This window comes from Rugosibacter aromaticivorans, assembly GCF_000934545.1.
In the GTDB taxonomy this organism is placed as follows: domain Bacteria; phylum Pseudomonadota; class Gammaproteobacteria; order Burkholderiales; family Rhodocyclaceae; genus Rugosibacter; species Rugosibacter aromaticivorans.
The window spans coordinates 1,097,294-1,122,691 of sequence record NZ_CP010554.1 but is presented as its reverse complement, the minus strand read 5'-3'; the positions used below and the strand labels follow the sequence as shown (position 1 = coordinate 1,122,691).

The window sequence follows — 25,398 nt, the reverse complement described above, 5'->3', positions numbered from 1 at the left end:
GAAGCCCGGTTTACGTGGGGCCGGTAGGCATGTCGCGCATCCAGAGTTTCGAGCCGATCGAAACCAAGAACGCAGAGATACTCATTCTTGGCAGCATGCCCGGACGGGCATCGCTGGCGGCCGGCCAGTACTACGCGCATACGCAAAATGCTTTTTGGCGCATTGTCTCGGAACTGCTTGGGTTCGATGATGCGTCTCCGTATCCGGCCAGGATTGCAGCGCTAAAGTCGGCTCGAATTGCACTCTGGGATGTGTTGCAGTCCTGCACGCGGCAAGGGAGCCTGGACGCAAGGATAGACCGCGATACAGAGATTGCGAACGACTTCCGGACGTTCTTCCATACGCACAAGAAGATCACGCATGTGTTTTTCAATGGCGCCAAAGCAGAGGCTTGTTTCAACCGGCATGTAATGCGAGAGATCGAGACGGGCCCTATCAGCTACCTGCGGCTCCCTTCCACAAGTCCGGCGAACGCTTCTATGTCGTTAGCGCACAAGCTCCGAGCGTGGCGGGTAATCGTGGGGGCGAAGCAGGCAATGCAAGCGATGCAACCAACGAGTATCCTCCTCGATCAATAAGCCATTGAATTGACCCATGACAAGCAAGTAATTAAGATAGGCCGCTTGTCACCAGGGTTCATTTGTTCATGAGCTATTTGCCATTAACCAGAGGAACCTACCTATGCATTTACCTGATGTCATCTACAAGCAAAAAGCCATTATCTGCTGCGCGATCGGTTTTATTGCGGGTTTGATCACTGATCGCTCGCCACTGCTGATTGCCGCCCAAGTGATATTACTCGTCGCTGCGGCAGTGATCACGCAGTTACGCCGGCCCTATGCAGCCAGCAATAGCACTTCGACGAAACGATCACGCTAGGGTTGCCAGGCAACCTTTACCGTATCACCGCGCCGACTTTTTGTTGGCGTGCGTATCACAGGGTCATAAACACGGGGCAGCCTCTCTCGCAGAGCGGCTTCTTTCACCAGTCGTTTCGCTATGTTCACCAAAGGAGCAGCACATGAAACCAGGGTTTTCAGGATGGGTGGTCGGTTTGGGTGTTTTGGGGATCGGCCTGTCTGCCCAGGCGTTTGACTACGGCAGTGCCCTCAAAAATGTGTTGGATAAGAATAAAAGCACGGCGGCTGCACCTGTTGGGACAACTGCTGCGGGGGTGGATAGCCTGACATCCTCTGAAATGACCTCCGGCCTGAAAGAGGCACTTAGCCGTGGGGCAGAAATTGCGGTGGCGCAACTTGGCAAGAAGGATGGATTTTTTGCCAACCCGTCCTTGAAAATTCCCCTGCCACCGGCCTTGCAAAAGGGCGAGAAAATTATGCGCGCGGTAGGCATGGGCAAACAGGCGGATGACTTGGTGTTGTCGATGAATCGGGCTGCCGAAGCGGCCGTTCCCGAAGCGAAAAAGCTGCTGGTCACTGCGGTAAAAGAGATGTCGGTTGAAGATGCCAAAGGTATTTTGACCGGTGGCAAAACATCAGCAACCGATTTTTTCCGCAAGAAGACAGAAGCCGCGCTCACCAAACGCTTTTTACCCATTGTGAAAACAAACACGGATAAATCAGGCCTGGCGCAGCAATACAACAGCTATGCCGGCATGGCCTCGAAATTTGGCGTGAGTAAAAAAGGCCAGGCCACCGTCGAAGACTATGTGACTCAACAGTCGCTTGATCGGCTGTACAAGGTGGTGGGCGAGCAAGAACGCGCTATACGCGCCAACCCCCTGCAATCGGGCAGTGATTTGCTCAAGAAAGTCTTTGGCGCCGTCATGAAGTAATAAAAACGCCCGGTACGCTCACTGTAGAGTGCGCGTGCCGGGCGTGCAGGAGCGGACTTGGCGTGTATAAATTCAGTGTTCAGTATTTCACCCGCACGCGGTAATCGAGGGTGGCGCGGCCCTCGGCAGGCACACTGACCTGCCATTCCGCGACGCCAGCGGCGCGCCACGACAGGCCGCCGGTCAGGTAAAACAGCTCAAGATTTTGCTGGCCTTGCGCCGAGCTAACCAACGAGACCACCAGCGTGGGTTTGTCACGCAAGGTATCAGGCACACCGGGAAAGGCCAGCCTGCCAGGTGCGCCAGTTTCAATGCGATCGGCAAACTTGAGCACTATCCCACTTTGCGTGGACAATACCGTCGCCGGTTCACGGGTTTCAGCGCCCGTGGCCGGGTTGGTTTTGACGACGATAACCTCACGCCCGGCATATTTTTCCAGTAACTTTTGCGGCGTCAAAAGATCAAAATCAAAGTTTTGCTCGAGCAAACGAAACCCCGCGGGCTGCGTGAGGTTACGCAGCTGCGCTGTTTCGGGTCGCATCTGGGCTGACACCTCGCGCCAGGCCAATTAAGTTGTGCGCCAGCTTTACCCGCCGCGCATCTTTGACCAGCGCCAGATTATCGTTGTAGATCGTCACCGCAATGCCCGCTTGATCAGCGGCTGTGCTCACGATTTCATCTCGCGGCAAAGCCCATGCGGGCAGAGCAAAAATCAGGGTCAGCGCGCATCCAGCGCGGGTAAATTTGCAGGTAACTCTTTTCGACATGACGTTCTCCTGCGCGCTGCGCCCATGACTGACTTAATCTCCTGAACGTAACTGCTGCACTTGAAAAAAGCTCGGCGGGTTAAGCTTAGGGTCAATAAAACTTTTGAACTGCCCCGTTGAACACCGCTTGGCTTGCACATCGATCATGGTGCCGGAATCATCAATCGGCACACCGGCGCCCTTGTTGCTGGCCATTTGAAAGTCCGGATGGGTTTTACCCAGGAGGCCGACCTTCCACAACTCGCCTTTGCGATCGTAAATGAGCGACACTGCAATGGTGTTGGTTTGCGCGTCGAACAAAAACACGCGACGGCTCACCGGGTGGCTCGGGAGCAGTGGCACACCGGTGACTACATACACCTTGCGCAACTGCCAGCGCACATCCGGAAAGCAACCGCCCTGCCCGGTAAAAGCGACATAGCGAAAGCCCGTGGGGTCTTTATATTCATCCGATAACGCCAGATCGTTATGGTTGTAAAAAGGCAGCAGCAGGTTGCGTGTGCCGTTAAACGTCCATTTGGTTTCCGACACGCGGGCGTTGTAGCCGCCAAAATCTTCGATCATGGTGTCGGAGCCAAGAAAAGCATCCGTCGTTTGGCCAGTGGACAAGCGCCGCACGCGCCGCTGAAAGCCGAAGTACATATAGGCATCATCCAGCTTGAGATCGTTGTCGTAGCGTTGGATCAGCAACTGGGTATTTTTCAGATCCATGGGCTCATTGACCATCAGGTACGTGGCATTGAGCAGGTTGGAAGGATTCGGCTGAATCTCCGGCGTTGGTGGCGTTTCCACCCGATATTTAAATTTGAGCGCATGCACATTGACCAGCAGCGAGCGCTCAACCTTACCCGACATCAAATCACGGTACTTCCATTGCACCGGGCGGATAGTGAACGTCTCGCCGACACCATAGCGAAAATTCCACGCGATTTTCTCACCTGCGCGCGGGTCGCTCTCTTGTGGTTCTTCAGGAAATGGGCGGCCACCCACGTAAGCGATGATTTCGCCCGGTTTTTCGCCTAACCGTGTCTTGTTTAAATTAGCGCGCGTGGCTTCAACATATTTTGGCACCACATCAAACGACGTCGTGGGTGTTGTCTTGATTTCATACCAGCCATTTTTCACCATCATGAAAGTGCCGGCATCAAGAACTTCCTTGAAGCGATCCACATTATCCTTGTTGATCTTCATACCGGAAGTCAACCCGGCAAATGAAGGCATGCCAGTGCTATAGGGCGAAAAACTCTTCAGCACATCGGCGTCTGTCGCCGCATGAGCCAAGCTGGCGAAACCCAATAAGCTACTCGCAGTGACTACAAAAAAACAACGGGGCAGTGTTTTCATTTTCCTCATTTCATTTTTTTATTTTTTTGATATCACTACAAGCAACCCTACTGTAACCGCCTCACTCGTCTCACGCACGCCGCCAGGTGGTGCCTTGCGGGCCATCTTCGAGCACAATGCCAGCGGCTTTGAGTTCTTCGCGCAGACGGTCGGCTTCAGCAAAATTTTTGGCTTTTTTCGCCGTGGTGCGAGCGCCGACTTTTGCTTCAATCATCTCGTGACTCAGCCCATCCGCCAGGCTTGCCTGCAAAAAAACCTGCGCATCACGTTGCAAAAGCCCCATGATGCCACCCAGCGCTTTAAGCTGGCCTGCCAAAGCGGCCTCGCCACGATTGATGGCAGCCGCCAGATCAAACAACACGGCCATGGCTTCTGGTGTACCAAAGTCATCATCCAACGCTGCCTTGAAACGTTGCGCGTGAACCTCGTTCCAATCAACAGAGGCTGCACCCGACTGCCCCTTCAATGCGGTGTAAAGCCGCGTGAGCGACTGGCGTGCATCATCCAGATGAACGTCAGAATAATTGAGCGGGCTGCGGTAATGCGCACGCAAAATAAAAAATCGCACTACTTCGGCATCGTACTTTTTCAAGACTTCGCGTATGGTGAAAAAATTGCCCAGCGACTTGGACATTTTCGCGTCATCCACCCGCACAAACCCGTTGTGCATCCAGTAATTCACATAGTGGCGATGCGCTTGATCTGCGTGATCTGACGGATCTGCACATACCCCTTCTGACTGGGCGATTTCGTTTTCGTGATGCGGGAACTGCAAATCCTGGCCACCACCGTGAATATCAAAGTGTGCCCCAAGCAGTTCAGAGGCCATGGCAGAGCACTCGATATGCCATCCGGGACGACCGATACCCCAGGGGGATTCCCATTTAGCCTCGACCGGCTCTTCTTCCTTGGCTTGTTTCCAGAGAACGAAATCGAGCGGATCTTGCTTGCCGGCCATGACATCCACTCGCTCACCGGCACGCAAATCTTCCAGCGATTTACCGGAAAGTTTGCCGTAACCATCGAACTTGCGCACCGAGTAGCAAACATCACGATTCGCCGCCACGTAGGCGTAGCCGTTTTTTTCCAACGTGGCGATCATGTCTTTCATCTGCGCCACATAATCCGTTGCGCGCGGTTCAGCATCGGGCGGCAATACGCCAAGCGCCGTGGCGTCTTCGCGCATCGCCGTGATAAAGCGATCGGTCAGTTGGTGGATGGTTTCGTTATTTTCCTGCGCGCGACGAATGATCTTGTCGTCAATATCGGTGATGTTGCGCACATAGGTGAGCTGATAACCACTGGCGCGCAACCAGCGCGCGACCAGATCAAATACCACCATCACACGAGCGTGGCCCAGGTGACAATAATCGTACACGGTCATGCCGCACACATACATTTTTGCGTGGCCGGGCTGGAGGGGAACAAAGGTCTGCTTTTCGCGCGCGAGAGTGTTATATAGCTTCAGCATCAGAATAGGGATAGGGTACTGTGGTTTGGTTGTGAGATGGTGCCGCTTATTGTTAGAATTCACCACCGGATTCAGCATGGTTTGGCCGCATAAAATGCGTTTGCAGGCAACCACATCGAGAAGTATACATCATGACCAAAACCCGCCTTAACCCCCTCCGCTCGCTCGCTAGCGCTTTATTTTTCGTCTTGTGCATATTGCCCTTTGCCACGCACGCCACCTCGTTGGCCGACATCACGGCTTTGATCAATCAGCGCCAGTACGCGCCCGCACTGGCAGCGCTTGAACCCTATCTCGCAGCGAACCCCGCCGATGCACAAGGCCGTTTTCTCAAAGGCGTGGTGCTTGGCGAATTAAATCAAACCAGCGCAGCCATTGCCGTATTCACCGGTCTGACGGAAGACTTTCCTGAGTTGCCAGAGCCATACAATAATCTGGCGGTTATCTATGCCAAACAGAACCAGTTAGAGAATGCGCGCCGTGCCCTGGAAATGGCGATTCGCACGCATCCCTCCTACGCCACCGCCTTTGAGAACCTGGGCGATATTTATGCGCGTCTGGCAAACCAGGCGTATAGCCAGGCAACGCAACTCGATACTGCCAATGCCAGCGCCCAACGTAAACTCACTTTGCTAAACAACCTCACCCAGCCATAAAACGCACTTTCAGGAACTTAAAAAATGCAACGTTTCATTATTTTATTTGCCACACTATTTTTTAGTCTGACCGCTTTTGCAGCCAACCCGCAAGTTGAAATGAAAACATCGCAGGGGACAATCATTATCGAGCTCTATCGTGACAAAGCACCTCAATCTGTTGAAAATTTTTTACGCTATGTGAAAGATGATTTTTACAAAGGCACCCTGTTTCACCGGGTGATCGATGGCTTCATGATTCAAGGCGGTGGCTTTACTTCTGGGATGAAAGAGAAACCCACCCGTGACCCGATTCAGAATGAAGCCAAAAATGGCGTGAAAAACGAAATGGGTACTTTAGCCATGGCGCGCACGGGCGACCCGCATTCGGCAACGGCCCAGTTTTTTATTAATCTCAAAAATAATACGTCACTGGATTATCCAAAACCTGATGGCTGGGGCTACGCGGTATTTGGCAAAGTCATCAAGGGGTTCGAGGTCGTGCAAAAAATTGGTAAAACAGCCACCGGCAATGCGGGCTTTTATCAGGATGTTCCCACGACACCTATCGTCATCGAATCCGTCAAAGTATTGACGGATAAACAATAATCTCACCAGAAAGCAACCCCATGATCAAACTCACCACCAATCACGGCGTCATTACCCTTGAACTGCATGCCGAGAAGGCACCGAAGACCGTTGCCAACTTTATCGACTATGCCAAAGCCGGCCAATTCGATAACACGATTTTTCACCGCGTGATTCCTGGCTTCATGGTGCAAGGCGGCGGTTTTGAGCCGGGCATGCGGCAAAAACCAGTGGGTGCACCCATCGACAATGAAGCTAACAATGGACTTAAAAACGATTGTTACACCGTTGCCATGGCCCGTACATCCGACCCGCACTCAGCCACGGCACAGTTTTTTATCAATGTGGCCGATAACGATTTTCTTAACTACGGCACCTGCCAGGATGGCTGGGGTTACTGCGTTTTCGGTCAGGTGGTTGATGGCAAGGAGGTGGTGGATAAAATCAGGGCAGTACCTACACGCACCGTCAGCGGACATCAAAATGTGCCCTCAGAGGATGTGATCATCGAACGCACCGAAGTCGTCTGAAGTAATCCAAGGCAATCTAATTTATTGCCTTGCCACGTTAATTAAAAACATCTATGGGCGGTGCTCTCATGCATAAGACCGGCATCACCCGTTTTGTTTCTGATCTGCATCTGAGTGCCGAGCGCCCTGATCTTACCGCGCGCTTTGCCGCTTTTCTCGCGGAGACGGCCGCATCGAAAATCACCACGCTGTTTATTCTTGGCGATCTGTTTGATGCATGGATAGGCGATGATGATCTTGCCCAGCCCTTTAATACCGAAGTTTGTAGCCTGCTGCGAAAACTTTCCGACCAGGGTACGCACCTATTCTTTATTGCCGGCAATCGTGATTTTTTGATTGGCGACACGTTTTCGCAAGCGGCAGGTCTGCAACGGCTGGGGGAAGTGGAAAGAGTCTGCGAAAAAGTCGGCGCAAAAGTCGGCGCAAAAGTCGGCTCTGATGACACGGCGGTATTGATCATGCACGGCGACACCTTATGCACCGATGATACGGATTACCAGGCCTTTCGCCAGCAGGTGCGCACGGCCGCCTGGCAAACCGATTTTCTTGCCCGCCCCTTGGCCGAGCGCCGCGCGGAAGCCACCGCATTACGGCAAAAAAGCATGGCCGCGACCAAGACAAAATCGCAGACCATCATGGATGTCAACGCCGAGGCGGTTCGCCAAGCGCTCATCGCTTCAGGCTGCCACCGGCTGATTCACGGTCACACCCACCGCCCAGGCTGCGAGCAAATAATGCTGGCTGATGGCGTAGCCGAACGCTGGGTGCTTTCTGACTGGGATAGCCATCGTGGCGATGCGCTCGAAGTCAGCACCGAGGGCAGCATTCGCCGTATTGATCTATCAGGTTGAGCTACGCTCAAGCTTTTAGGCCGCGTTCAATATCCATCTCAAGGTCACGCGGACTCTCCAATCCGACAGCAATGCGCAGCAAGCCCTCTTTGATGCCTGATGCGGCACGCGCTTCCGGCGAAATGCGACCATGCGTGGTCGAGGCGGGATGGGTAATGGTGGTTTTAGTGTCACCCAGATTGGCCGTGATCGACAACAGCCGACAGTTATCGACCACTCGCCACGCCGCTTCACGCTCGCCTTTTACCTCAAACGCCACAATCGCGCCACCGCTGGATTGTTGTTTCATCGCCAGCGCATGTTGCGGATGCGAAGACAAACCCGGATAGTAAACGCGGGCTACTTGCGGTTGTTGCTCGAGCCACTGCGCTAGCTCAAGCGCGTTGGCGGATTGCTGCTTCATGCGCAACAACAAGGTTTCCATGCCTTTGAGAATGATCCAGGCATTGAAGGGCGAAATAGCGGGCCCGGCTGTGCGCAAAAACTTGAAGACTTCATCCGTTAATGTCTTTGGCCCGCAGACTGCTCCGCCCAGCACACGCCCCTGTCCATCAAGATATTTGGTCGCGGAATGGATAACCAGATCAGCCCCTAGCTTTAGCGGTTGCTGTAACGCCGGGCTGCAAAAACAATTATCAACCACCAGCAACACGCCGCCAGTATGGGCCACCGCTGCCAGCGCAGCAATATCGAGCACCTCGGTCAACGGATTGGAGGGTGTTTCAATGAACAGCAACCGCGTGTTTGGGCGTAGCGCTGCGGCAAAGGCTGCGCTATCGGTTGAATCGATATAGGTTGTCTCAATGCCAAAGCGCGCCAGGATCGTTCCAAACAACTGCTGAGTCGCGCCAAAAATACTGCGCGAAGAGACAATGTGCTCACCGGACTTCATCAGCGCCATCACGGTGGACATAATCGCTGCCATGCCGCTAGCCGTCGCTACACAGGCTTCTGCCTCCTCTAGCACTGCCAGCCGCGATTGCATCATGGTCACGGTGGGATTGGTAAAGCGGGCATACACCATGCCCTCTTCCGCGCCGGAAAACCGGGCGGCGGCCTGGGCTGCGTTGTGGAACACAAAACTCGATGTCAAATAGAGCGCTTCGGAATGCTCATTGAACTGGCTACGCATTTGCCCCGCGCGCACCGCAAGCGTTTCTAGCGACCAATCGTTCGCTGGCATAGGCACCTCAGAGAAAGAATCCTTCATCAATCAGCCCCGCCCTAGGTTCAGATCAAGCTGGGAACTGTCGTTATGATCATAGCGATCACTTCCCTCGCCATCGCTATCGTCATCGTCCGCTACATGCATCAAGGGCTGGTCACGATCATGTTCCATTTTCTGCAGATACGCAGAGGTAATATCACCGGTGATGTAGTGGCCATCAAAACAGGATGTCTCAAACTGGGTAATGCTTGGATTGATCGACCGCACAGCGGCTTTGAGGTCATCAATATCCTGATAGATCAGCGCATCCGCGCCAATCTCACGGCAAATTTCTTCGTCCGAGCGAAAAGAGGCAATGAGCTCAGATCGCGTGGGCATATCAATGCCATACACATTGGCAAAGCGCACCGGGGGCGAGGCCGAGGCAAAATAAACTTTCTTCGCGCCCGCTTCACGCGCCATCATGATGATCTCGCGGCTGGTGGTGCCTCGCACAATGGAATCATCCACCAGCAGCACATTGCGGCCCTTGAATTCCTGGGCAATGGCATTGAGCTTCTGGCGTACAGATTTACGCCGCGTCGCTTGGCCGGGCATGATAAAAGTGCGGCCGATGTAGCGGTTTTTAACAAAGCCCTCGCGATACGGCAGGTTGAGCCTTGCGGCCAGATCCATGGCCGAATGACGACTGGAGTCCGGAATGGGAATCACGGCATCAATGGCCAGATGAGGCATGGTGCGGCGGATTTTGTCGGCAAGAAAATCGCCCATGCGCGCCCGCGTCTCGTAGACTGAAATACCGTCCATGACTGAATCAGGGCGCGCCAAATAAACAAACTCGAACATGCAGGGCGCATGCACCGTGCGTTCCGCACACTGACGACTGACAAAATTGCCGCGCATATCAATCAGGATAGCCTCGCCTGGCTCGACGTCCCGCAACAGCTTGAAGCCCAACGTATCGATCGCCACGCTCTCTGAGGCCACGAGATACTCGGCACCTCCTGGAGTATCGTTGCGGCCTATCACCAGCGGGCGAATACCAAAGGGATCGCGAAATGCGACCAGCCCATAACCGGCAATCATCGCCACCACGGCATACGCACCGCGCACACGACGATGGACGCCAGCAACCGCTTTGAAAATGGTCTCCGCATTGACTTGATGCGTATTTGATGCCACCTGTAACTCGTGCGCAAACACATTCAACAGCACTTCCGAATCGGAATTGGTGTTCATGTGACGCAGATCTTGCAAAAACATATCTTGTTTGAGCTGCGCCGCATTGGTCAGATTGCCATTGTGGGCAAGCATCAGACCAAAAGGCGAATTGACGTAAAACGGCTGCGCTTCGGCCGCGTTATCGGCAGAACCAGCGGTTGGGTAGCGGCAATGGCCAATGCCCCAGTTGCCGACCAAACTGCGCATGTTGCGGGTGCGAAACACATCACGCACTAGCCCTGAGCCTTTGTGCATATGAAAACGGCCACCCTCTCCTGTGGCTATCCCCGCTGCATCCTGCCCGCGGTGCTGAAGCACCTGCAGGCCATCGTACAACAACTGATTCACTGGCGTGGTCGCCACCACCCCCAGAATTCCACACATGGTCTTCCTTTATCGAAATCGAATACGCTTTACCGCTTCCGCCGGTAACCACGGTCTTGCTGCCAATACAGCCGTTTCCAGCGGGGGGGCCATCACCGATTCTTGCCACCAGGCTGATCTGGGTAACGGCGTCATGCCTGCCACCATGACACCTGCCATCACCACCAGCACCCCGCGAAAAATTCCAAAAAATGCACCCAGCAATCGGTCTAACAAGCCTAACCCCACGGCACTTAGCAGCATCGATATGACTTTGCGTGCAATGCTAAACAGAAGAAGTACGCCGACGAAAATCATGAGGTAAGCCGCCGCCAAGCGCATCCCGGGCTCGGCAATCTGGCCGACTAACCATTGCGCAACCTGAGACGCTTCGGCGCGTGCCACAAAAAATGCCACCACCCACGCCGCAAGCGCCAAAACCTCACTGACCACGCCACGCCACGCACCGAGCAGTATTGAAATGGCGATTGAAATTATTACGACGTAATCGAAAAGAGTCATCGTGTTATTTCACCGTTACTTTGCCAATAACGCCAATTTTTTTAATTTTCGCTTCGGCCTTGTCGGCTGCATCGCGGCTAGAAAATGGCCCTGCACGCACACGAATGCGCACACCCTGGTCAGAGGAAAGTTTCTCGGTATAAGCCGGCAACCGTAGCTCTTTTATCTTGGCAAGTAGCTGCTTAACGTTACCGGCTTCTTTGTAAGCACCCAATTGAACAACCCACTGCTGTGAGTCAGTATCTGAAGATGTCGCGGATGCCTCACGCGGCGCCGGCGCCGCAGCATCCGCTTTCGGGGCAATGGCGGGCTGGGCTGCGGTTTTATTTTCTGTCTGCACTTCTGGCAGGGGTTCTTCTTTCGGCTCTACGGGAGCGACAGAGGGAGCTGCGGCTTTAGGCTCCACCGCAGGCAAGGGGCGCACCACAGCCCCATCCGATAGAATTTTTGCCGCCAGCCCACCCGTTTCCCGGCTCGGAATTTGTACTTGAATATCTTGTACCGGCGGGCGGGGGTCATGATCCATGACCATAGGCAGAATAATCACTGCCAGCAAAGCCAGCGCCACAGCACCAACGAGCCGGCGTCTGGCGCGTTTTTTCAGTTGGAGTTCGGGGTCCGCTGAAATGTCGTTTTCCGTCATCCTGTTTACTCTGCTCGTTATGCTGAAAATCAGGCCTTCCGGCCAAGTGCGTGCAGTGCCGCTGCAACCACCAGGAAGGATCCGAAAGCGAGGATTCTATCACCTTCACCCGCCTGATCCTGTGCCGCGTACCATGCCGCTTGCGGGGTAGAAAACTCATCAACAACAGTCAGACCCTTGGCGCGCAAACGGCCGGCCAAAAAGTCGGCGCTGGCAGCACGGCGGCCTTCCAGCGTACAGGGCAACCAATGCGTGACGCGCTCCTTTAAGGCATCAATGACCGCATCAATATCCTTATCGCTCATCATGCCAAACACGGCGAACGTTTGCGGGTGAAACGCCATATTACCCAGATTGTCTGCCAGAACACGCGCGGCCTGCGGGTTATGTGCCACATCCAGCACCATAACGGGGCGCCCCGGCAGCACCTGAAAACGACCGGGAAGTTCAACTTCTAACAGGCCTTGGCGAAAATCTTTCATGGCGACAGGCAACGACGCATGCAATGCATCCAACACAGCCAGAGCACAGGCCGCATTGCGTAGTTGATTATCGCCGCGCAGGCTGGGATACGCCAAACCACCCCGTCGCCCTTGCACGCCCCAATACATCCATTGCTGATCCTGCTTTAAAAAACCAAAATCGCGGCCCATGATTTGCAAGGGCGCGCCCACGGTGGCTGCCCGTGACAACAACGAGGCCGGCGGCTGTGGATCACCGCAAATAGCGGGGATACCTCGTCGAAAAACACCCGCTTTTTCAAAGCCTATCGCCTCACGATCCGGACCGAGGAATTCTGTGTGATCAATATCTATCGTGCTGACAATTGAGCAGGCAGGATCATATATGTTCGTGGCATCCAGCCGCCCACCCAGCCCTACTTCAAGAATAATCGCATCCAGTGATTCTGCTGCAAACACTTCCCAGGCAGCCAGCGTACCAAATTCAAAATAGGTCAGGGAAACGTCGCCACGCGCTGCCTCAACCTTGGCAAATGCAGCGACTAACCGTGCATCATCCACGGCTGCTCCGTCCACATGCACCCGTTCGTTGTAGTGCAATAAATGAGGCGACGTATACAGCCCCACCCGATAACCTGCGCGCAACAGGATGCACTCGAGCATGGCGCAAATAGAGCCTTTACCATTCGTACCAGCGACCAGAATCACCGGGCATTTTTCGGTTTGCCCCAAGCGGGCTTTAACGCTCGCAACACGCTCAAGCCCAAGCTCAATGCCAGCAATACCGCGCGGGTGCAATGCTTCAAGGTGATCAAGCCAGACCGCCAGGCTGTTCGATGCCGATGGCATCAAGGTGCGGGCATGCGCATCAAGAGTGTGATGAGTGAAGCCAGCTTGTCACGCAGCTCACGCCGATCAACAATCATGTCTATAGCGCCTTTTTCAAGCAGAAACTCGGCACGCTGAAAGCCTTCCGGCAGTTTTTGTCGTACAGTTTGCTCAATGACGCGCGGGCCAGCAAAACCGATGAGCGCACCTGGCTCTGCAATCACGATGTCGCCCACAAAGGCAAAAGACGCCGATACCCCGCCCATGGTGGGGTCTGTGAGCAGGGTCATGAAAGGGAGGGACTGGTTCGCCAACTTGGCAACGGCTGCCGTGGTCTTGGCCATCTGCATCAACGAAAACAATCCTTCTTGCATCCGCGCGCCGCCTGAAGCGGTAATACAAATAAACGGCGCATTGAGTTCTAGAGCAGCCTGCACCCCACGAACAAAACGCTCGCCCACCACAGAACCCATCGAGCCGCCCATGAAATCGAATTCAAAACAGGCAACGACGACGGGCACGGTTTTGATGGCACCCTGCATGACCACTAGCGCATCGCTCTCGTCAGTCTCCGTATTGGCTGCAGCAAGACGATCAGTATACCGTTTGCCGTCTTTGAATTTGAGTGGATCCATCGGCAGTACTTCTGCGCCAATTTCAAAACGCCCTTCCTCATCGAGTAACAAATTCAGCCGCGCACGAGCACGAAGACGATGATGATGACTACATTTTGGGCAAACCTGCTGATTATTTTCCAGGTCTGAGGCATACAGCACCGCCTCGCAGGCCGGGCATTTTGACCATAAGCCTTCTGGCATGGATTTGCGGCCACCTGGCGAACGCTTGATCTTGGGAGGAAGAAGTTTCTGCAACCAGCTCATGAATGAGGCTCCTGATCAATCGCAAGACGAAACCCGGCAAGCAAGGCTTTCACACGCGCCGGTGCATCGGCTGCTGGCCCGCCTTCGATTTCTTCGATGATGCGGCTGCCGATGACGACAGCATCGGCCATAGCGGCAATACGTGCGGCGGTTGCCGCATCGCGAATACCAAAGCCCACACCGACCGGCATGCCGACCTGTGCTCGAATCTCCGGGATACGCCGCGCGACTTCTTCCATATCGAGATGCCCTGCGCCCGTAACGCCTTTGAGCGAGACGTAGTATAGATAGCCACTACCCAACGCAGCTACTTCGGCATAACGCCGGGAGGTCGAGGTGGGTGCTAGCAAAAATATCGGATCTAGCTGCACCTGCTTCATCGCTGCAGCGAATTCAGCGCATTCTTCGGGCGGGTAATCAACCACCAGCACACCATCCACACCGGCGCTATGGGCATCACGGGCAAAGACATCTATGCCATATGATTCAATCGGGTTGGCATAACCCATCAGCACAATAGGCGTCACCTGATCTGACTGGCGAAATTCGCTCACCAAGGCCAGTACCCGGCGCAATGTCATGCCTTGCGCTAAAGCCCGCTCAGAGGCGCGCTGCACGGTGGGGCCATCGGCCATTGGATCAGAAAACGGCACGCCCAGCTCAATGATGTCAGCCCCGCCCTCAACCAATGCACACATCAGCGGCGGGGTTAAATCAGGATGCGGGTCCCCCGCGGTAATGAAGGGAATCAGCGCTTTGCGATGTGCCTGACTCAAACGGGAAAAGGTTGCGGCTATGCGTGACATATCAGAACTGGATTCCGGATTTTTCAGCCACAGTGTGCATATCTTTATCGCCGCGGCCAGAAAGATTAACGAGGAGCATTTTGTCTTTACCCAGGGTAGGCGCCAACTTTGCCGCATAAGCTAATGCATGGCTGGATTCCAGCGCCGGGATAATGCCTTCAATGTGACATAGATCATGGAACGCAGCTAACGCAGCCGCATCATCGATGGTGACGTAGCTTGCACGGCCAGTATCCTTCAACCACGCGTGCTCCGGACCCACGCCTGGGTAATCAAGTCCGGCGGAAATTGAATGCGTTTCAATCACCTGGCCATTTTCATCTTGCAACAGATAGGTGCGGTTACCGTGCAGCACCCCCGGGCGGCCGGCGGTCAATGAGGCCGAATGTTTGCCGGTAGCCAGCCCAAAACCTTCCGCCTCCACGCCGATCAACTGGACATCGGCATGTGCAATGTAGGGATAAAAAATGCCCATTGCATTAGACCCTCCGCCGACACAAGCAATCACAGCATCCGGCTGACGGCCGATGAGTTCAGGCATTTGCACCTTGCATTCCTCACCGATCACTTGCTGAAAGTCCCGCACCATCATCGGGTAAGGGTGGGGGCCGGCCACCGTACCGATGATGTAAAAGGTATTGGCAACATTGGTTACCCAGTCGCGCATGGCTTCGTTGAGCGCATCCTTCAATGTTTTCGAGCCGGACTCAACGGGCACAACCGTTGCGCCAAGCAGCTTCATGCGGTAGACGTTGGCGGCTTGCCGTTTAACGTCTTCTGACCCCATGTACACCACGCACTCCATCCCATAGCGAGCCGCCACTGTGGCTGTAGCCACGCCATGCTGACCGGCACCTGTCTCTGCGATGACCCGTGGCTTACCCATGCGACGCGCCAGCAACGCCTGGCCGATACAATTGTTTATTTTGTGCGCGCCGGTGTGATTCAAGTCTTCACGCTTGAGGAAAATCTGCGCGCCACCCAATAAATTGGACCAACGCTTGGCGTGGTATATCGGGCTAGGGCGACCTACATAATGTTTCAGGTCGTCAGCAAACTCGGCCTGAAACGCTGGGTCAGCTTGCGCTGCGGCATAGGCCTCACGCAGTTCAGTGAGTGCCGGCATCAACGTTTCACCAACGAAAACACCGCCGTAGGGACCGAAATGGCCACGCGCGTCCGGCAAGTTATAAGGTAAATCAGGCATCTGCATTACGCACTCCGGCAATAAATTGGGCTATCTTTTCAGCGTCTTTAATGCCCTTGGCCACTTCGACGCCACTACTGACATCCACCGCCCAGGGACGGATGACACGCACGGCTTGTTGAATATTGGAAACCTGCAACCCGCCTGAAAGAATCACAGGCAAGGGTAACGATGAGGGGATCAGCGACCAGTCAAATTCTTTACCACCGCCGCCATAACCGTCGACAAAGGCGTCCAGCAATAAACCACATGCCCCGTCAAAAGCGCGCGCGTATTCTAGCAAATCAAGCCCGTGTCTTACACGTGCCGCCTTGATCCATGGCCTGCCAAACTGGCGGCAATAAGCGGCATCTTCATCGCCATGAAATTGCAGCACATTCAACGCAACCTCTGCCAACACAGAATGAACAGTGGCAGGCTCGGCGTTAACGAATAGCCCGACGCGAGTAACAAATGCGGGTATCGGCGACACAAGTTGCGCCGCTTTTTCTGGGGCAACATATCTTTGGCTTGGTGGATAAAACACAAACCCGAGCGCATCGACACCCGCTGCAATGGCCGCATCACGGTCTTCAGCGCGGGTTATGCCGCAAATCTTGATACGGGTTCTGGGCATGATTTCAGGCCGGAATGGGTGGAGTGATCGGCGGAACGAATATGATCGGCGCGCTCACCGCATCACCAGCGCCGACTTTTATTTGCCAGCGGGCATCATAGTCGACACCCGCAAAATAGAGCCCGCAGGCTGCAAACGTGGGTGCTGCCAACGCACGGTTTTTAGCGGCCAGCAATTCAGCAAGCCAGGCGGGAGGATACGCCCCCTTACCGATATAGACTAATGCGCCAATCAGGTTTCGCACCATGTGATGCAAAAATCCATCTGCCTCAAAATCAAACAATATCAAGTCGCCCTGACGCGCTATGGAAATTTTACGTAGCTCTTTAACAGGCGACTTGGCCTGACATTCGGCCGAACGAAATGCTGAAAAGTCATGCGTACCCAACAAGAAAATACTGGCCGCTTGCATGGCAGACAAATCGAGCGGCAAATGAAACCAACCCACGCGACGCGCCATGAGACCCGGACGCTCCGCACGGTTAAGCAGCACATAGCGATAACGCCTGCCTTGTGCTGAAAAGCGCGCATGAAAATCATCTGGCATTGGCTGTGCCCAACGCACGGCAACCATGGGGGGCAAATGGGCGTTCACTCCTCGTACCCAGGCGGTCAACGGGCGCTCAACGGGCGAATCAAAATGCACTACTTGTTCTAACGCATGCACTCCCGCATCGGTGCGGCCAGCGCAGATAACGCGCACCGATGTATCTGCAATGGCGGATAGTGCAGACTCCAGCGCATCTTGCACAGACCCGCCACCCGCCTGCGACTGCCAGCCACAGAACGTAGACCCTTCGTATTCAACGCCCAAGGCAATTCTCATGGCAGCTCTATGGAAAAGATAAGCAAAATAGACACAAGGACTATTCCAGCATCGAAGCGCCTCCACACCCTTTGGGGTAACGCCAGGGTATCGGCGGACTGCGCTTTTATGTGTTCGCTCATCAAATGATCTGGCATAGCAGCCCGTTCGACCTCTTCGAGCGTCAGCATCAGTCGCACGGCCAAGCGCTTTGCCGGCACGCCGAAGCGGCTCAACGGCGAGAGTAAAAAGTACATCCCTGCAACTAGATCAGCGCGTGATAAATACTGCAGAACAAGTGCAAGCGATGCAATTGCAAACAACACATGCGCACTTTGCGCAACAGCAAGCTGCAGACCTTCTACGGTAACAAAAGGCATGAAGGGCAATGGGATGCCGGGAGTCATCCAGGAAAATACTACAAATAGCGTCAACATTAACCAACCGCTGCGGCGTAACAAGCGCCGCAAATGAAGACCCGCATACAAAAAAGCCCACACCATCACGACAAGACAACTGATTGTCAGCACCACGCCACCACGTACCGAATAAGCCACCAGAAAGGCAACCCAAAGCAAGAGCACACTGGCCGGATGGAAACGCATAGCGAAAAAAGTGGAACAATTCCCGGCACTGTGTCACGCCGGGAGGTAATCACCAATCAAGCAAGGCTAGCTAGTTTGGCACGAGCAAATTCTTGTTGCGGCTTGCTGCCTTCGATCAGCGCCTCTTGATAAAGCTCCGTTGCCCCTGCGTTATCCCCCATCTCTTCATAGGCTGCTGCCAGTTCAAGCTTGGTAGATACCTCAGGGTTATCCGCACCCTCTTCTGCTGCCTCACCAAAAGTCGGCGCTGACAAGTCGGCATCTAAATCAAGATCAATGGTATCCAGTTTCAGATTTGGCGAAGTCGCGGACGCTGAGGATACATCAGCCAGGGGTAGATCAAAGTCAAAATCAATACTGTTGCCTGCTTCTTCAGCAAGCGGTAGCTCCAGTGGTGCAGCTGCAGGCATCGCATCAAGAACCATGCGAGAATCGACAGACGTTTCAACATCCACTGCTGAGGGTTCATCAGGCAAATCCAGATCGAGATTGAAATCCAAAGTCGACATTTCAGGTCGAGTTGCCAATGCTGGGATAGAAGGGTTTGCTTCAGCAACTGGCGCAGCAATATCATCCAAGTCAAAGTCTAGATCAAAATCGAGCGTTTCCGTATCGATTGCTTGAATCTCTTGCGCCTGCTCATAAGCTATATCTTGAGTTTTATTATCTTGAATCTTCTGACTCTCCTTCAGAAGAGCTCCAGACGCTTCATGAACATCAGCACCTAAATGTGTCTGAGATAAAACAGCTCCAACTGCTGCTCCAGCCAGTACTGCATCACCCGTGACTGCCTCGGATAATTTATATTTGGACGGCAACTGATACAACGCATTATCAGGATCAATCGAAACCCCCAATGACCGAGCCATCTCCCAGTCCGGACCTTCGCCTGCAGTTTGATCATGAAAACGTTTTGCGAGGGTTTCAAACGCGGCAGGTTTATCTTGCTCCGCGTAAATTTCAAGCAATTTCAGATAAAGCGCATGTCGTTCAGGTTGCGTCTCTAGTGCTGAAAGCAAAATTTCTTCTGCTTGTTCATGACGGCCAAATGCAAGAAAGGTATCCGCTTGCGATAACGCATCAACAAACGGCTCAACTGCCCCTTGAGTGCTCACGCTAAACTGGCTAGCGTTCTGTTCACTCGCCGATGAGGAAAAGGAAGAAGCGCTTGCCGCACCTACCGATGGGCCAAAAGTTGATTGCGATAAAAAGTCGCTAGCAACACTCATTCCACTCAGCGCAACTTTCTCTTTTTTCTTTTTCCAAGCAGAGAGACCCAGCCAGCCGAGCAGCAGAGCAAGGATTCCGCCGCCGCCAAGTATCAGTGTGCTGTTTTTTTCCAGGAAATCAGGTTCTGGCTCAGGCACAGAGGGTGGCACCACGACTGTCTGTGGCTTGGGCGACGGCGGGCTAACCGGAGCCTTGGACTTTACAGTTTCAGTCGATGGTGCCAGGGGTTCTACCATGGGCGCTTTATCAGCCGCAACAGTAGGGGATGCTACAGAGGTTGATGGAGGAACTACCGCTAGCACTGGATTTGCAGGGGTCGAGGCTGGCTTTGTTGTTTGTGCCTGTTGCTGAAGGTCAGCACCTGCTTTACTTTTCAGCTCAGTAAGCTGCTTTAGCTTGCTCAAACTCTTTTCAAGCTCGGCGGTACGGCTCTGGGCTTCTTTCAGTGCCTTATCACGTGCCAGCAGATCAGCTTCCAGTGCTGCAACACGTGCCTTCGAATCACTGTCGCCCCCTTTTGCATTTTCTGTTCGTGAAACATCCAACTTGTCTTTTCCATTGGGTGCAGGAAAATTGTCTTCTACTTTGGGTGTTATTTTTCCACTTGCCGCTTGTTGGCTTTTGTCATCAACACCCGCTTGCGCACCGACAGATGATGCCAGCCTTTTACGGTAAGCATTAAAATCCGCAGCCTGTGCAACAATTTCCTTTTTCGCCGCACTGGTTGAGATCTGATTCATGACTTCCGCATCAGGAATCGCAAGAATTTTTCCTGCCTTGAGACGATTCATGTTGCCACCGTCAAAGGCTTCCTGATTAGAGTGGAGCAACGCCACCAGCACCTGCTCCAAACTAACACCTTCAGGGCGTGTCTGTGCAGCAATTTTCCCGAGGGTATCGCCAGTACGCACCTTATGACTTTTTCCATTCGCAGCAGCGCTTGTCTTGGCAGATATCGCAGGGGATGGCTGCGATAACTTGGTGCTTTGACGCGAAACTTCGGAGGGTGCGTTTTCTTTTATTGGATCAACCCGGTCACTCTTTGCTGGTTGCGCATTATCTGCAACGAGAGGTACTGGCGGTGGCGAAACAGGCGCATTAGCCGTTGCGGAGCCAAGATCAGGAGGGTCCAACAGAAATGTGTACTCACGAACCAAACGCCCTGAAGCCCAGTTCATCTCAACCAGCATATTGATAAAGGGCTCATTCACAGGTCTATCTGTGGTGACCTGAATGTAGCGATGCCCATTACGCTCAGTGAAGCCGCGCGAAAATTTCAAGCTGGAAAGAACCGGGTTATATTCAACATCTGCCTGACGAAAAGCATCGGCCGAGGCCAGTTTTGCTTGCAGTGAGGATAACTCGTCGGCGGTGGCAGTGACTTCAATTTCGGCCTTGAGCGGCTGACCAAGCGCGGAATAAACGGCAATCTTTCCAAGCCCCGCAGCATGTCCCAAAAACGGGATGAAAGCCATTGCCATAGCAATAGCAGCCACCTTGAGAAGCTTGGTTTTTTTGTCAGTTTTAAGCACAGTCACTCCTGCAAAACTTTCGATGATTTATCAACATAACATCATGATCTTAAGTGCGCAAGACCACGGAGAGTCTTGACTCTGAACGGCCGCTCAAAACGCTCAGCGCTTAAGCCTCAAGTAAAATACGCAACATCCGGCGTAAAGGCTCGGCCGCCCCCCACAGGAGCTGATCACCAACGGTAAAAGCCGATATATATTCTGGGCCCATGGCAAGTTTCCGTAACCGACCAACCGGAACGGTCAGCGTTCCTGTAACAGCAACGGGAGTCAAATCTTTCACGGTGATGTCTCGCTGATTGGGGACGACTTTGACCCAATCATTATGTGCAGCCAATAGCCCATGAATATCCTCTAGCGGTACATCTTGCTTGAGCTTGATGGTCAATGCTTGCGAATGGCACCGCATGGCACCAATGCGTACACACAAGCCATCGACCGGAACGGGGGTTGCCACATGCCCCAGAATTTTGTTGGTTTCCGCCTGCCCTTTCCACTCTTCCCTGCTTTGACCATTGCCTAAATCTTTGTCAATCCACGGGATCAATGATCCGGCCAATGGCACGCCAAAGTTATCGGTAGGAAAAGTCTCATCGCGGAGAATTCCAGCTACTTCACGATCAATGTCCAAAATAGCCGAAGCGGGGTCTTCCAGCAATCCCTTGGCGACGCGATGGGCTTCTCCCATTTGCACCAGCAATTCGCGCATATTCTGTGCGCCAGCACCTGACGCCGCCTGATACGTCATAGCGGTAACCCACTCGATCAAATCTGCTTTAAACAGCCCACCCAGAGCCATCAGCATCAAACTCACGGTGCAGTTACCACCAATCCAGTTACGCCCCCCGCAGGACAAACTTTGCTTGATCACATCCCAATTCACTGGATCAAGAATAATCACCGTATCGTCTTGCATACGCAAACTCGATGCTGCATCAATCCAATGGCCAGACCAACCTGCCGCACGCAGTTGGGGGAAAATTTCTGTCGTGTAATCACCGCCCTGGCAGGTGATGATGATATCCATCACTTTTAGATCGGCGATATTTTTTGCGTCTTTGAGTAACGAAGTACCCTGCCCCACATCGGGCGCTTGGCCGCCCAAATTGGATGTGGTGAAAAATATTGGCTCAATCAGCGAAAAATCACCCTCTTCGCGCATGCGCTGCATGAGCACAGAACCTACCATTCCCCGCCAACCAATGAGACCTACTCGCTTCATAGCCTTTTTCTCACTTATAAATTACAGCGCCGCCACAACGGCGTCACTCATTTCTCTGGTACCTACTGTACTGAGGCCCGGCTCAGCGATGTCAGCTGTTCGATAGCCCTGTGCCAGAACTTTTTTCACGGCAGATTCAATACGCAGCGCGGCATCATTCAACCCGAAACTAAAGCGCAACATCATGGCCGCAGAAAGAATGGTTGCGAGCGGATTTGCCACGCCTTTGCCAGCGATATCAGGTGCTGAGCCGTGAATAGGCTCATATAAACCAAAATTATTTTCGTTCAGCGAAGCGGAAGGCAACAACCCAATTGAGCCGGTCAACATAGACGCCTCATCGGAAAGAATATCGCCAAACATATTGCCCGTCACCATGACATCAAACTGCTTGGGGTTTTTCAGCAATTGCATCGCCGCGTTATCCACGTAGATGTGGCTCAATTCGACATCAGGGTATTCCGCACCAACGGCAATAACGACTTCACGCCAAAGCTGCATGGTATCCAGCACATTGGCTTTATCCACCGAGCACAAGCGCTTGTTGCGCTTTCTTGCCGCCTGAAATGCGACATGTGCCACACGCTGAATCTCTGGTTCAGAATAGCGCATCGTGTCAAACCCTTCACGTACACCATTTTCCAGCGTGCGAATACCGCGCGGCTGGCCAAAATAAATGTCACCTGTAAGTTCACGAATGATCAGAATATCCAACCCGGCAACAACCTCTGGGCGCAGCGTTGATGCATGCACTAATTCAGGATAGACCAGTGCGGGACGAAAATTGGCAAATAGATTGAATGCCTTGCGTAACCCAAGAATCGCCTGCTCAGGACGCAACTCGCGCGGCAAGGTATCCAGTGAAAAATCGCCCACCGCACCAAACAGAATGGCGTCTGACTGTTGTGCCAGCTTAAGTGTTGCCTCGGGTAGCGGATGCCCCGATGCCCGGTAACCTGCACCGCCTACAGGCGCTTCTTCTGTTTCAAAGGACAAATCAAGTGCACGCAATACGCGCAACGCTTCTGCCGTGATTTCAGGGCCAATCCCGTCACCGGGGAGAACACAAATCTTCATTACGTTATTCCTCTAGGCAAAAAGCCAGGGTTGTTCAATGCGCCGTTGCGCTTCAAAAGCGCGAATTTTTTCAGCATGCCGCAAAGTCAGGCCAATATCGTCCCACCCATTCAGCAGGCACTCCTTGCGAAAGGCATCCAGGGCAAAAGGTATTTTATGGCCGTCAGGACGACTGACCACCTGCGCAGCAAGATCAATCGTTATGCGAAACCCAGGCGTGCTCTCCGTTAAAGTAAAGAGCGCATCAATTTCAGCTTTTGACAACACAATGGGCAATAGCCCATTTTTAAAACAATTGTTGAAAAAAATGTCGGCGAACGATTCGCCCAGAATGGCGCGGAAACCAAAATCCTGCAATGCCCACGGCGCATGCTCACGCGAAGAGCCACAGCCAAAATTACTCCGTACCAGCAGAATCGACGCACCCTGATAACGTTCCTGGTTGAGGATGAAATCCGGATTTTTTATGCGCTTCGAGTTATCCATCCCCGGCTCGCCGTGATCCAGATAGCGCCACTCATCGAACGCATTCGGGCCAAACCCTGAACGCTTGATCGATTTGAGGAACTGCTTGGGAATGATGGCATCGGTATCGACGTTGGCACGATCCAAGGGCACAACCAGACCTTCATGAGTAATAAATTTTTCCATTACATTAATTGGTTGATTTCTGAATCGCCTCGCCACCCTTCTCGATATCTTTGCCAATGCCATGAACGGTATTACAGGCAGCAAGCAGAGTGATTAAAGTAAAGGCTGTCAAAATGCGTACCATAAACTTCTCCTTATTCTCGGGTTGAAAAACTAAATCGTTAATTCACGAACATCGGAAAAATGTCCCGCAATCGCCGCAGCCACGGCCATAGCCGGGCTCAGCAGATGCGTACGGCCACCATTGCCCTGCCGCCCTTCAAAATTGCGATTCGAGGTTGAAGCGCAGCGTTCGCCAGGCAACAGGCGGTCATCATTCATGGCCAGGCACATCGAGCAGCCAGGTTGCCGCCACTCAAAACCAGCGGCCACAAAAATCTTGTCCAGTCCCTCTGCTTCTGCCTGTTGCTTAACTAACCCAGAACCCGGCACGACCAGCGCTAATTTGACATTAGCCGCCACATGACGACCCTTGGCAACGGCAGCCGCCGCACGTAAATCTTCAATGCGTGAATTCGTACACGAGCCAATGAACACCTTATCAATCGCGATCTGATTAATAGGTGTGCGTGGCACAAGCCCCATATACTCAAGCGCGCGCGCAACTCCTTCCCGTTTCACCGGATCGCTGAAGTCTTCTGGTGCAGGAACGTTCGCCTCAATGCTTGCCACCATCTCAGGCGAAGTTCCCCAGGTCACCTGGGGCGCAATGTGGCTCGCATCTAATTCCACCACCGCATCAAATGGGGCATCTGCATCCGAAACCAACGTGCGCCAGTAAGTGGTCGCTTTATCCCAGTCCGCTGCTTTGGGAGAAAAAGTGCGCCCCTTAAGATATTCAATCGTTGTTTCATCCACAGCGACAAAACCTACCCGTGCGCCCGCCTCAATGGCCATATTGCAAACCGTCATGCGCCCTTCCATTGTCAGCGCACGTATCGCAGAGCCGCCAAATTCAATGGCATAACCCGTACCCCCTGCCGTACCAATTTTGCCGATCAAAGCCAGGACAATATCTTTTGCCGTCACACCAGCGCCGACTTTTCCTTCAATCTTAACCAGCATCGACTTGGACTTTTTCTGCAGCAGGCACTGCGTTGCCAGAACATGCTCGACTTCTGATGTGCCAATGCCGTGCGCCAGGCAAGCAAACGCACCATGCGTCGAGGTATGCGAATCACCGCATACCACCGTCATGCCGGGTAACGTGGCGCCTTGCTCCGGGCCAATGACATGCACAATGCCTTGGCGTTTATCCTTGAACGGAAAATACGCCAATGCACCCACTTCATGAATGTTGGCGTCAAGCGTTTCTACCTGCTGTCGTGAAATCGGGTCTTTAATGCCTTGTTCCCAGTGATCGGTTGGCGTGTTGTGATCTGCGGTCGCAACAATGGATGAAACACGCCAAGGCTTACGGCCGGAGAGCTTCAACCCTTCAAACGCCTGCGGGCTCGTGACCTCATGAACTAAATGGCGATCAATATAAAGCAGTGCAGTACCATCCGCTTCCGCGTGGACCACGTGGCTTTCCCAGAGTTTGTCGTAAAGCGTTTTAGACATGATTTGAGACACTTTT

Annotated in this window: 28 protein-coding genes; 7 read left to right on the top strand and 21 right to left on the bottom strand. The window is 53.4% G+C overall.

The annotated features are described in order from the left end of the window. Positions 1–29 precede the first annotated feature (29 nt). From PG1C_RS05685 to PG1C_RS05675, 3 genes are all read left to right on the top strand, one after another. Positions 30–578 carry a DNA-deoxyinosine glycosylase gene (locus tag PG1C_RS05685; protein WP_202636430.1) on the top strand — a complete coding sequence of 183 codons (549 nt, stop codon included), beginning with the start codon at positions 30–32 and terminating at the stop codon, positions 576–578. 103 nt (positions 579–681) lie between these two features. Further along, complete coding sequence (locus PG1C_RS05680) at positions 682–879, top strand: hypothetical protein (protein ID WP_202636429.1); 198 nt, start codon at positions 682–684, stop codon at positions 877–879. A gap of 142 nt (positions 880–1,021) precedes the next feature. After that, entirely contained in the window at positions 1,022–1,795 is a 774-nt protein-coding gene (locus PG1C_RS05675; protein WP_202636428.1) for a DUF4197 domain-containing protein, read from the top strand. A gap of 79 nt (positions 1,796–1,874) precedes the next feature. Here the strand turns inward: PG1C_RS05675 and PG1C_RS14890 are convergent, their stop codons facing one another. From PG1C_RS14890 to cysS, 4 genes are all read right to left on the bottom strand, one after another. Beyond that, positions 1,875–2,336 (bottom strand): hypothetical protein, encoded by a 462-nt coding sequence (locus tag PG1C_RS14890; protein WP_202636427.1) that lies wholly within the window; start codon positions 2,334–2,336, stop codon positions 1,875–1,877. After that, positions 2,308–2,562 (bottom strand): hypothetical protein, encoded by a 255-nt coding sequence (locus tag PG1C_RS14885; RefSeq protein ID WP_202636426.1) that lies wholly within the window; start codon positions 2,560–2,562, stop codon positions 2,308–2,310. Before PG1C_RS14885 ends, PG1C_RS14890 begins: the two co-directional genes overlap by 29 nt. Positions 2,563–2,595: 33 nt before the next feature. Then, positions 2,596–3,906, bottom strand: a complete 1,311-nt coding sequence (locus PG1C_RS05660; protein ID WP_202636425.1) for a DUF1329 domain-containing protein — start codon at positions 3,904–3,906, stop codon at positions 2,596–2,598. A gap of 70 nt (positions 3,907–3,976) precedes the next feature. Next, a complete protein-coding gene (cysS, locus tag PG1C_RS05655; RefSeq protein ID WP_202636424.1) occupies positions 3,977–5,377 on the bottom strand; it encodes a cysteine--tRNA ligase in 1,401 nt (466 codons plus the stop codon). 131 nt (positions 5,378–5,508) lie between these two features. Between cysS and PG1C_RS05650 the strand changes: the two genes are divergently transcribed. From PG1C_RS05650 to PG1C_RS05635, 4 genes are all read left to right on the top strand, one after another. Next, entirely contained in the window at positions 5,509–6,033 is a 525-nt protein-coding gene (locus PG1C_RS05650) for a tetratricopeptide repeat protein (protein ID WP_202636423.1), read from the top strand. A 24-nt stretch (positions 6,034–6,057) separates the two neighbouring features. Further along, entirely contained in the window at positions 6,058–6,621 is a 564-nt protein-coding gene (locus PG1C_RS05645) for a peptidylprolyl isomerase (protein WP_202636422.1), read from the top strand. A 20-nt stretch (positions 6,622–6,641) separates the two neighbouring features. Beyond that, positions 6,642–7,130, top strand: coding sequence for a peptidylprolyl isomerase (locus tag PG1C_RS05640; protein ID WP_202636421.1), 489 nt, complete (start codon positions 6,642–6,644; stop codon positions 7,128–7,130). A 68-nt stretch (positions 7,131–7,198) separates the two neighbouring features. Then, positions 7,199–7,981 (top strand): UDP-2,3-diacylglucosamine diphosphatase, encoded by a 783-nt coding sequence (locus PG1C_RS05635; RefSeq protein WP_237218302.1) that lies wholly within the window; start codon positions 7,199–7,201, stop codon positions 7,979–7,981. Positions 7,982–7,988: 7 nt separating this feature from the next. Here the strand turns inward: PG1C_RS05635 and PG1C_RS05630 are convergent, their stop codons facing one another. The 17 genes from PG1C_RS05630 to leuC all read right to left on the bottom strand — a co-directional run bounded on the left by PG1C_RS05630 (position 7,989) and on the right by leuC (position 25,382). Next, positions 7,989–9,191 (bottom strand): O-succinylhomoserine sulfhydrylase, encoded by a 1,203-nt coding sequence (locus PG1C_RS05630; protein ID WP_237218301.1) that lies wholly within the window; start codon positions 9,189–9,191, stop codon positions 7,989–7,991. A gap of 3 nt (positions 9,192–9,194) precedes the next feature. After that, the gene (gene purF, locus PG1C_RS05625; RefSeq protein ID WP_202636420.1) at positions 9,195–10,754 is read right to left on the bottom strand and encodes an amidophosphoribosyltransferase; all 1,560 of its coding nucleotides are present in this window, start codon (positions 10,752–10,754) and stop codon (positions 9,195–9,197) included. 9 nt (positions 10,755–10,763) lie between these two features. Next, positions 10,764–11,255: a CvpA family protein gene (locus PG1C_RS05620; RefSeq protein WP_202636419.1), complete on the bottom strand. Its 492-nt coding sequence runs from the start codon at positions 11,253–11,255 to the stop codon at positions 10,764–10,766. A 4-nt stretch (positions 11,256–11,259) separates the two neighbouring features. After that, positions 11,260–11,898: an SPOR domain-containing protein gene (locus tag PG1C_RS05615; protein ID WP_202636418.1), complete on the bottom strand. Its 639-nt coding sequence runs from the start codon at positions 11,896–11,898 to the stop codon at positions 11,260–11,262. A 29-nt stretch (positions 11,899–11,927) separates the two neighbouring features. Next, positions 11,928–13,208 (bottom strand): bifunctional tetrahydrofolate synthase/dihydrofolate synthase, encoded by a 1,281-nt coding sequence (folC, locus tag PG1C_RS05610; protein ID WP_202636417.1) that lies wholly within the window; start codon positions 13,206–13,208, stop codon positions 11,928–11,930. After that, positions 13,208–14,068: an acetyl-CoA carboxylase, carboxyltransferase subunit beta gene (gene accD / locus PG1C_RS05605; RefSeq protein ID WP_202636416.1), complete on the bottom strand. Its 861-nt coding sequence runs from the start codon at positions 14,066–14,068 to the stop codon at positions 13,208–13,210. The genes folC and accD overlap by 1 nt, the downstream gene beginning before the upstream one ends. Continuing rightward, complete coding sequence (gene trpA / locus PG1C_RS05600) at positions 14,065–14,874, bottom strand: tryptophan synthase subunit alpha (protein ID WP_202636415.1); 810 nt, start codon at positions 14,872–14,874, stop codon at positions 14,065–14,067. Before trpA ends, accD begins: the two co-directional genes overlap by 4 nt. Before the next feature lies 1 nt (position 14,875). Beyond that, positions 14,876–16,087: a tryptophan synthase subunit beta gene (trpB, locus tag PG1C_RS05595; RefSeq protein ID WP_202636414.1), complete on the bottom strand. Its 1,212-nt coding sequence runs from the start codon at positions 16,085–16,087 to the stop codon at positions 14,876–14,878. Beyond that, positions 16,074–16,697 (bottom strand): phosphoribosylanthranilate isomerase, encoded by a 624-nt coding sequence (locus tag PG1C_RS05590; protein ID WP_202636413.1) that lies wholly within the window; start codon positions 16,695–16,697, stop codon positions 16,074–16,076. The genes trpB and PG1C_RS05590 overlap by 14 nt, the downstream gene beginning before the upstream one ends. A 4-nt stretch (positions 16,698–16,701) precedes the next feature. Then, positions 16,702–17,523: a tRNA pseudouridine(38-40) synthase TruA gene (truA, locus tag PG1C_RS05585; RefSeq protein ID WP_202636412.1), complete on the bottom strand. Its 822-nt coding sequence runs from the start codon at positions 17,521–17,523 to the stop codon at positions 16,702–16,704. Continuing rightward, positions 17,520–18,107, bottom strand: coding sequence for a hypothetical protein (locus PG1C_RS05580; protein WP_202636411.1), 588 nt, complete (start codon positions 18,105–18,107; stop codon positions 17,520–17,522). The genes truA and PG1C_RS05580 overlap by 4 nt, the downstream gene beginning before the upstream one ends. Positions 18,108–18,163: 56 nt before the next feature. After that, positions 18,164–20,869 carry a motility hub landmark protein FimV gene (locus PG1C_RS05575; protein WP_202636410.1) on the bottom strand — a complete coding sequence of 902 codons (2,706 nt, stop codon included), beginning with the start codon at positions 20,867–20,869 and terminating at the stop codon, positions 18,164–18,166. A 109-nt stretch (positions 20,870–20,978) separates the two neighbouring features. Then, a complete protein-coding gene (asd, locus tag PG1C_RS05570; protein ID WP_202636409.1) occupies positions 20,979–22,091 on the bottom strand; it encodes an aspartate-semialdehyde dehydrogenase in 1,113 nt (370 codons plus the stop codon). Between the two features lie 21 nt (positions 22,092–22,112). Then, complete coding sequence (gene leuB / locus PG1C_RS05565) at positions 22,113–23,168, bottom strand: 3-isopropylmalate dehydrogenase (RefSeq protein ID WP_202636408.1); 1,056 nt, start codon at positions 23,166–23,168, stop codon at positions 22,113–22,115. Positions 23,169–23,180: 12 nt separating this feature from the next. Continuing rightward, entirely contained in the window at positions 23,181–23,819 is a 639-nt protein-coding gene (gene leuD / locus PG1C_RS05560) for a 3-isopropylmalate dehydratase small subunit (protein WP_202636407.1), read from the bottom strand. A gap of 4 nt (positions 23,820–23,823) precedes the next feature. Beyond that, positions 23,824–23,943: an entericidin A/B family lipoprotein gene (locus PG1C_RS05555; RefSeq protein ID WP_202636406.1), complete on the bottom strand. Its 120-nt coding sequence runs from the start codon at positions 23,941–23,943 to the stop codon at positions 23,824–23,826. Between the two features lie 29 nt (positions 23,944–23,972). Next, positions 23,973–25,382 carry a 3-isopropylmalate dehydratase large subunit gene (leuC, locus tag PG1C_RS05550; protein WP_284431796.1) on the bottom strand — a complete coding sequence of 470 codons (1,410 nt, stop codon included), beginning with the start codon at positions 25,380–25,382 and terminating at the stop codon, positions 23,973–23,975. Positions 25,383–25,398 lie beyond the last annotated feature (16 nt).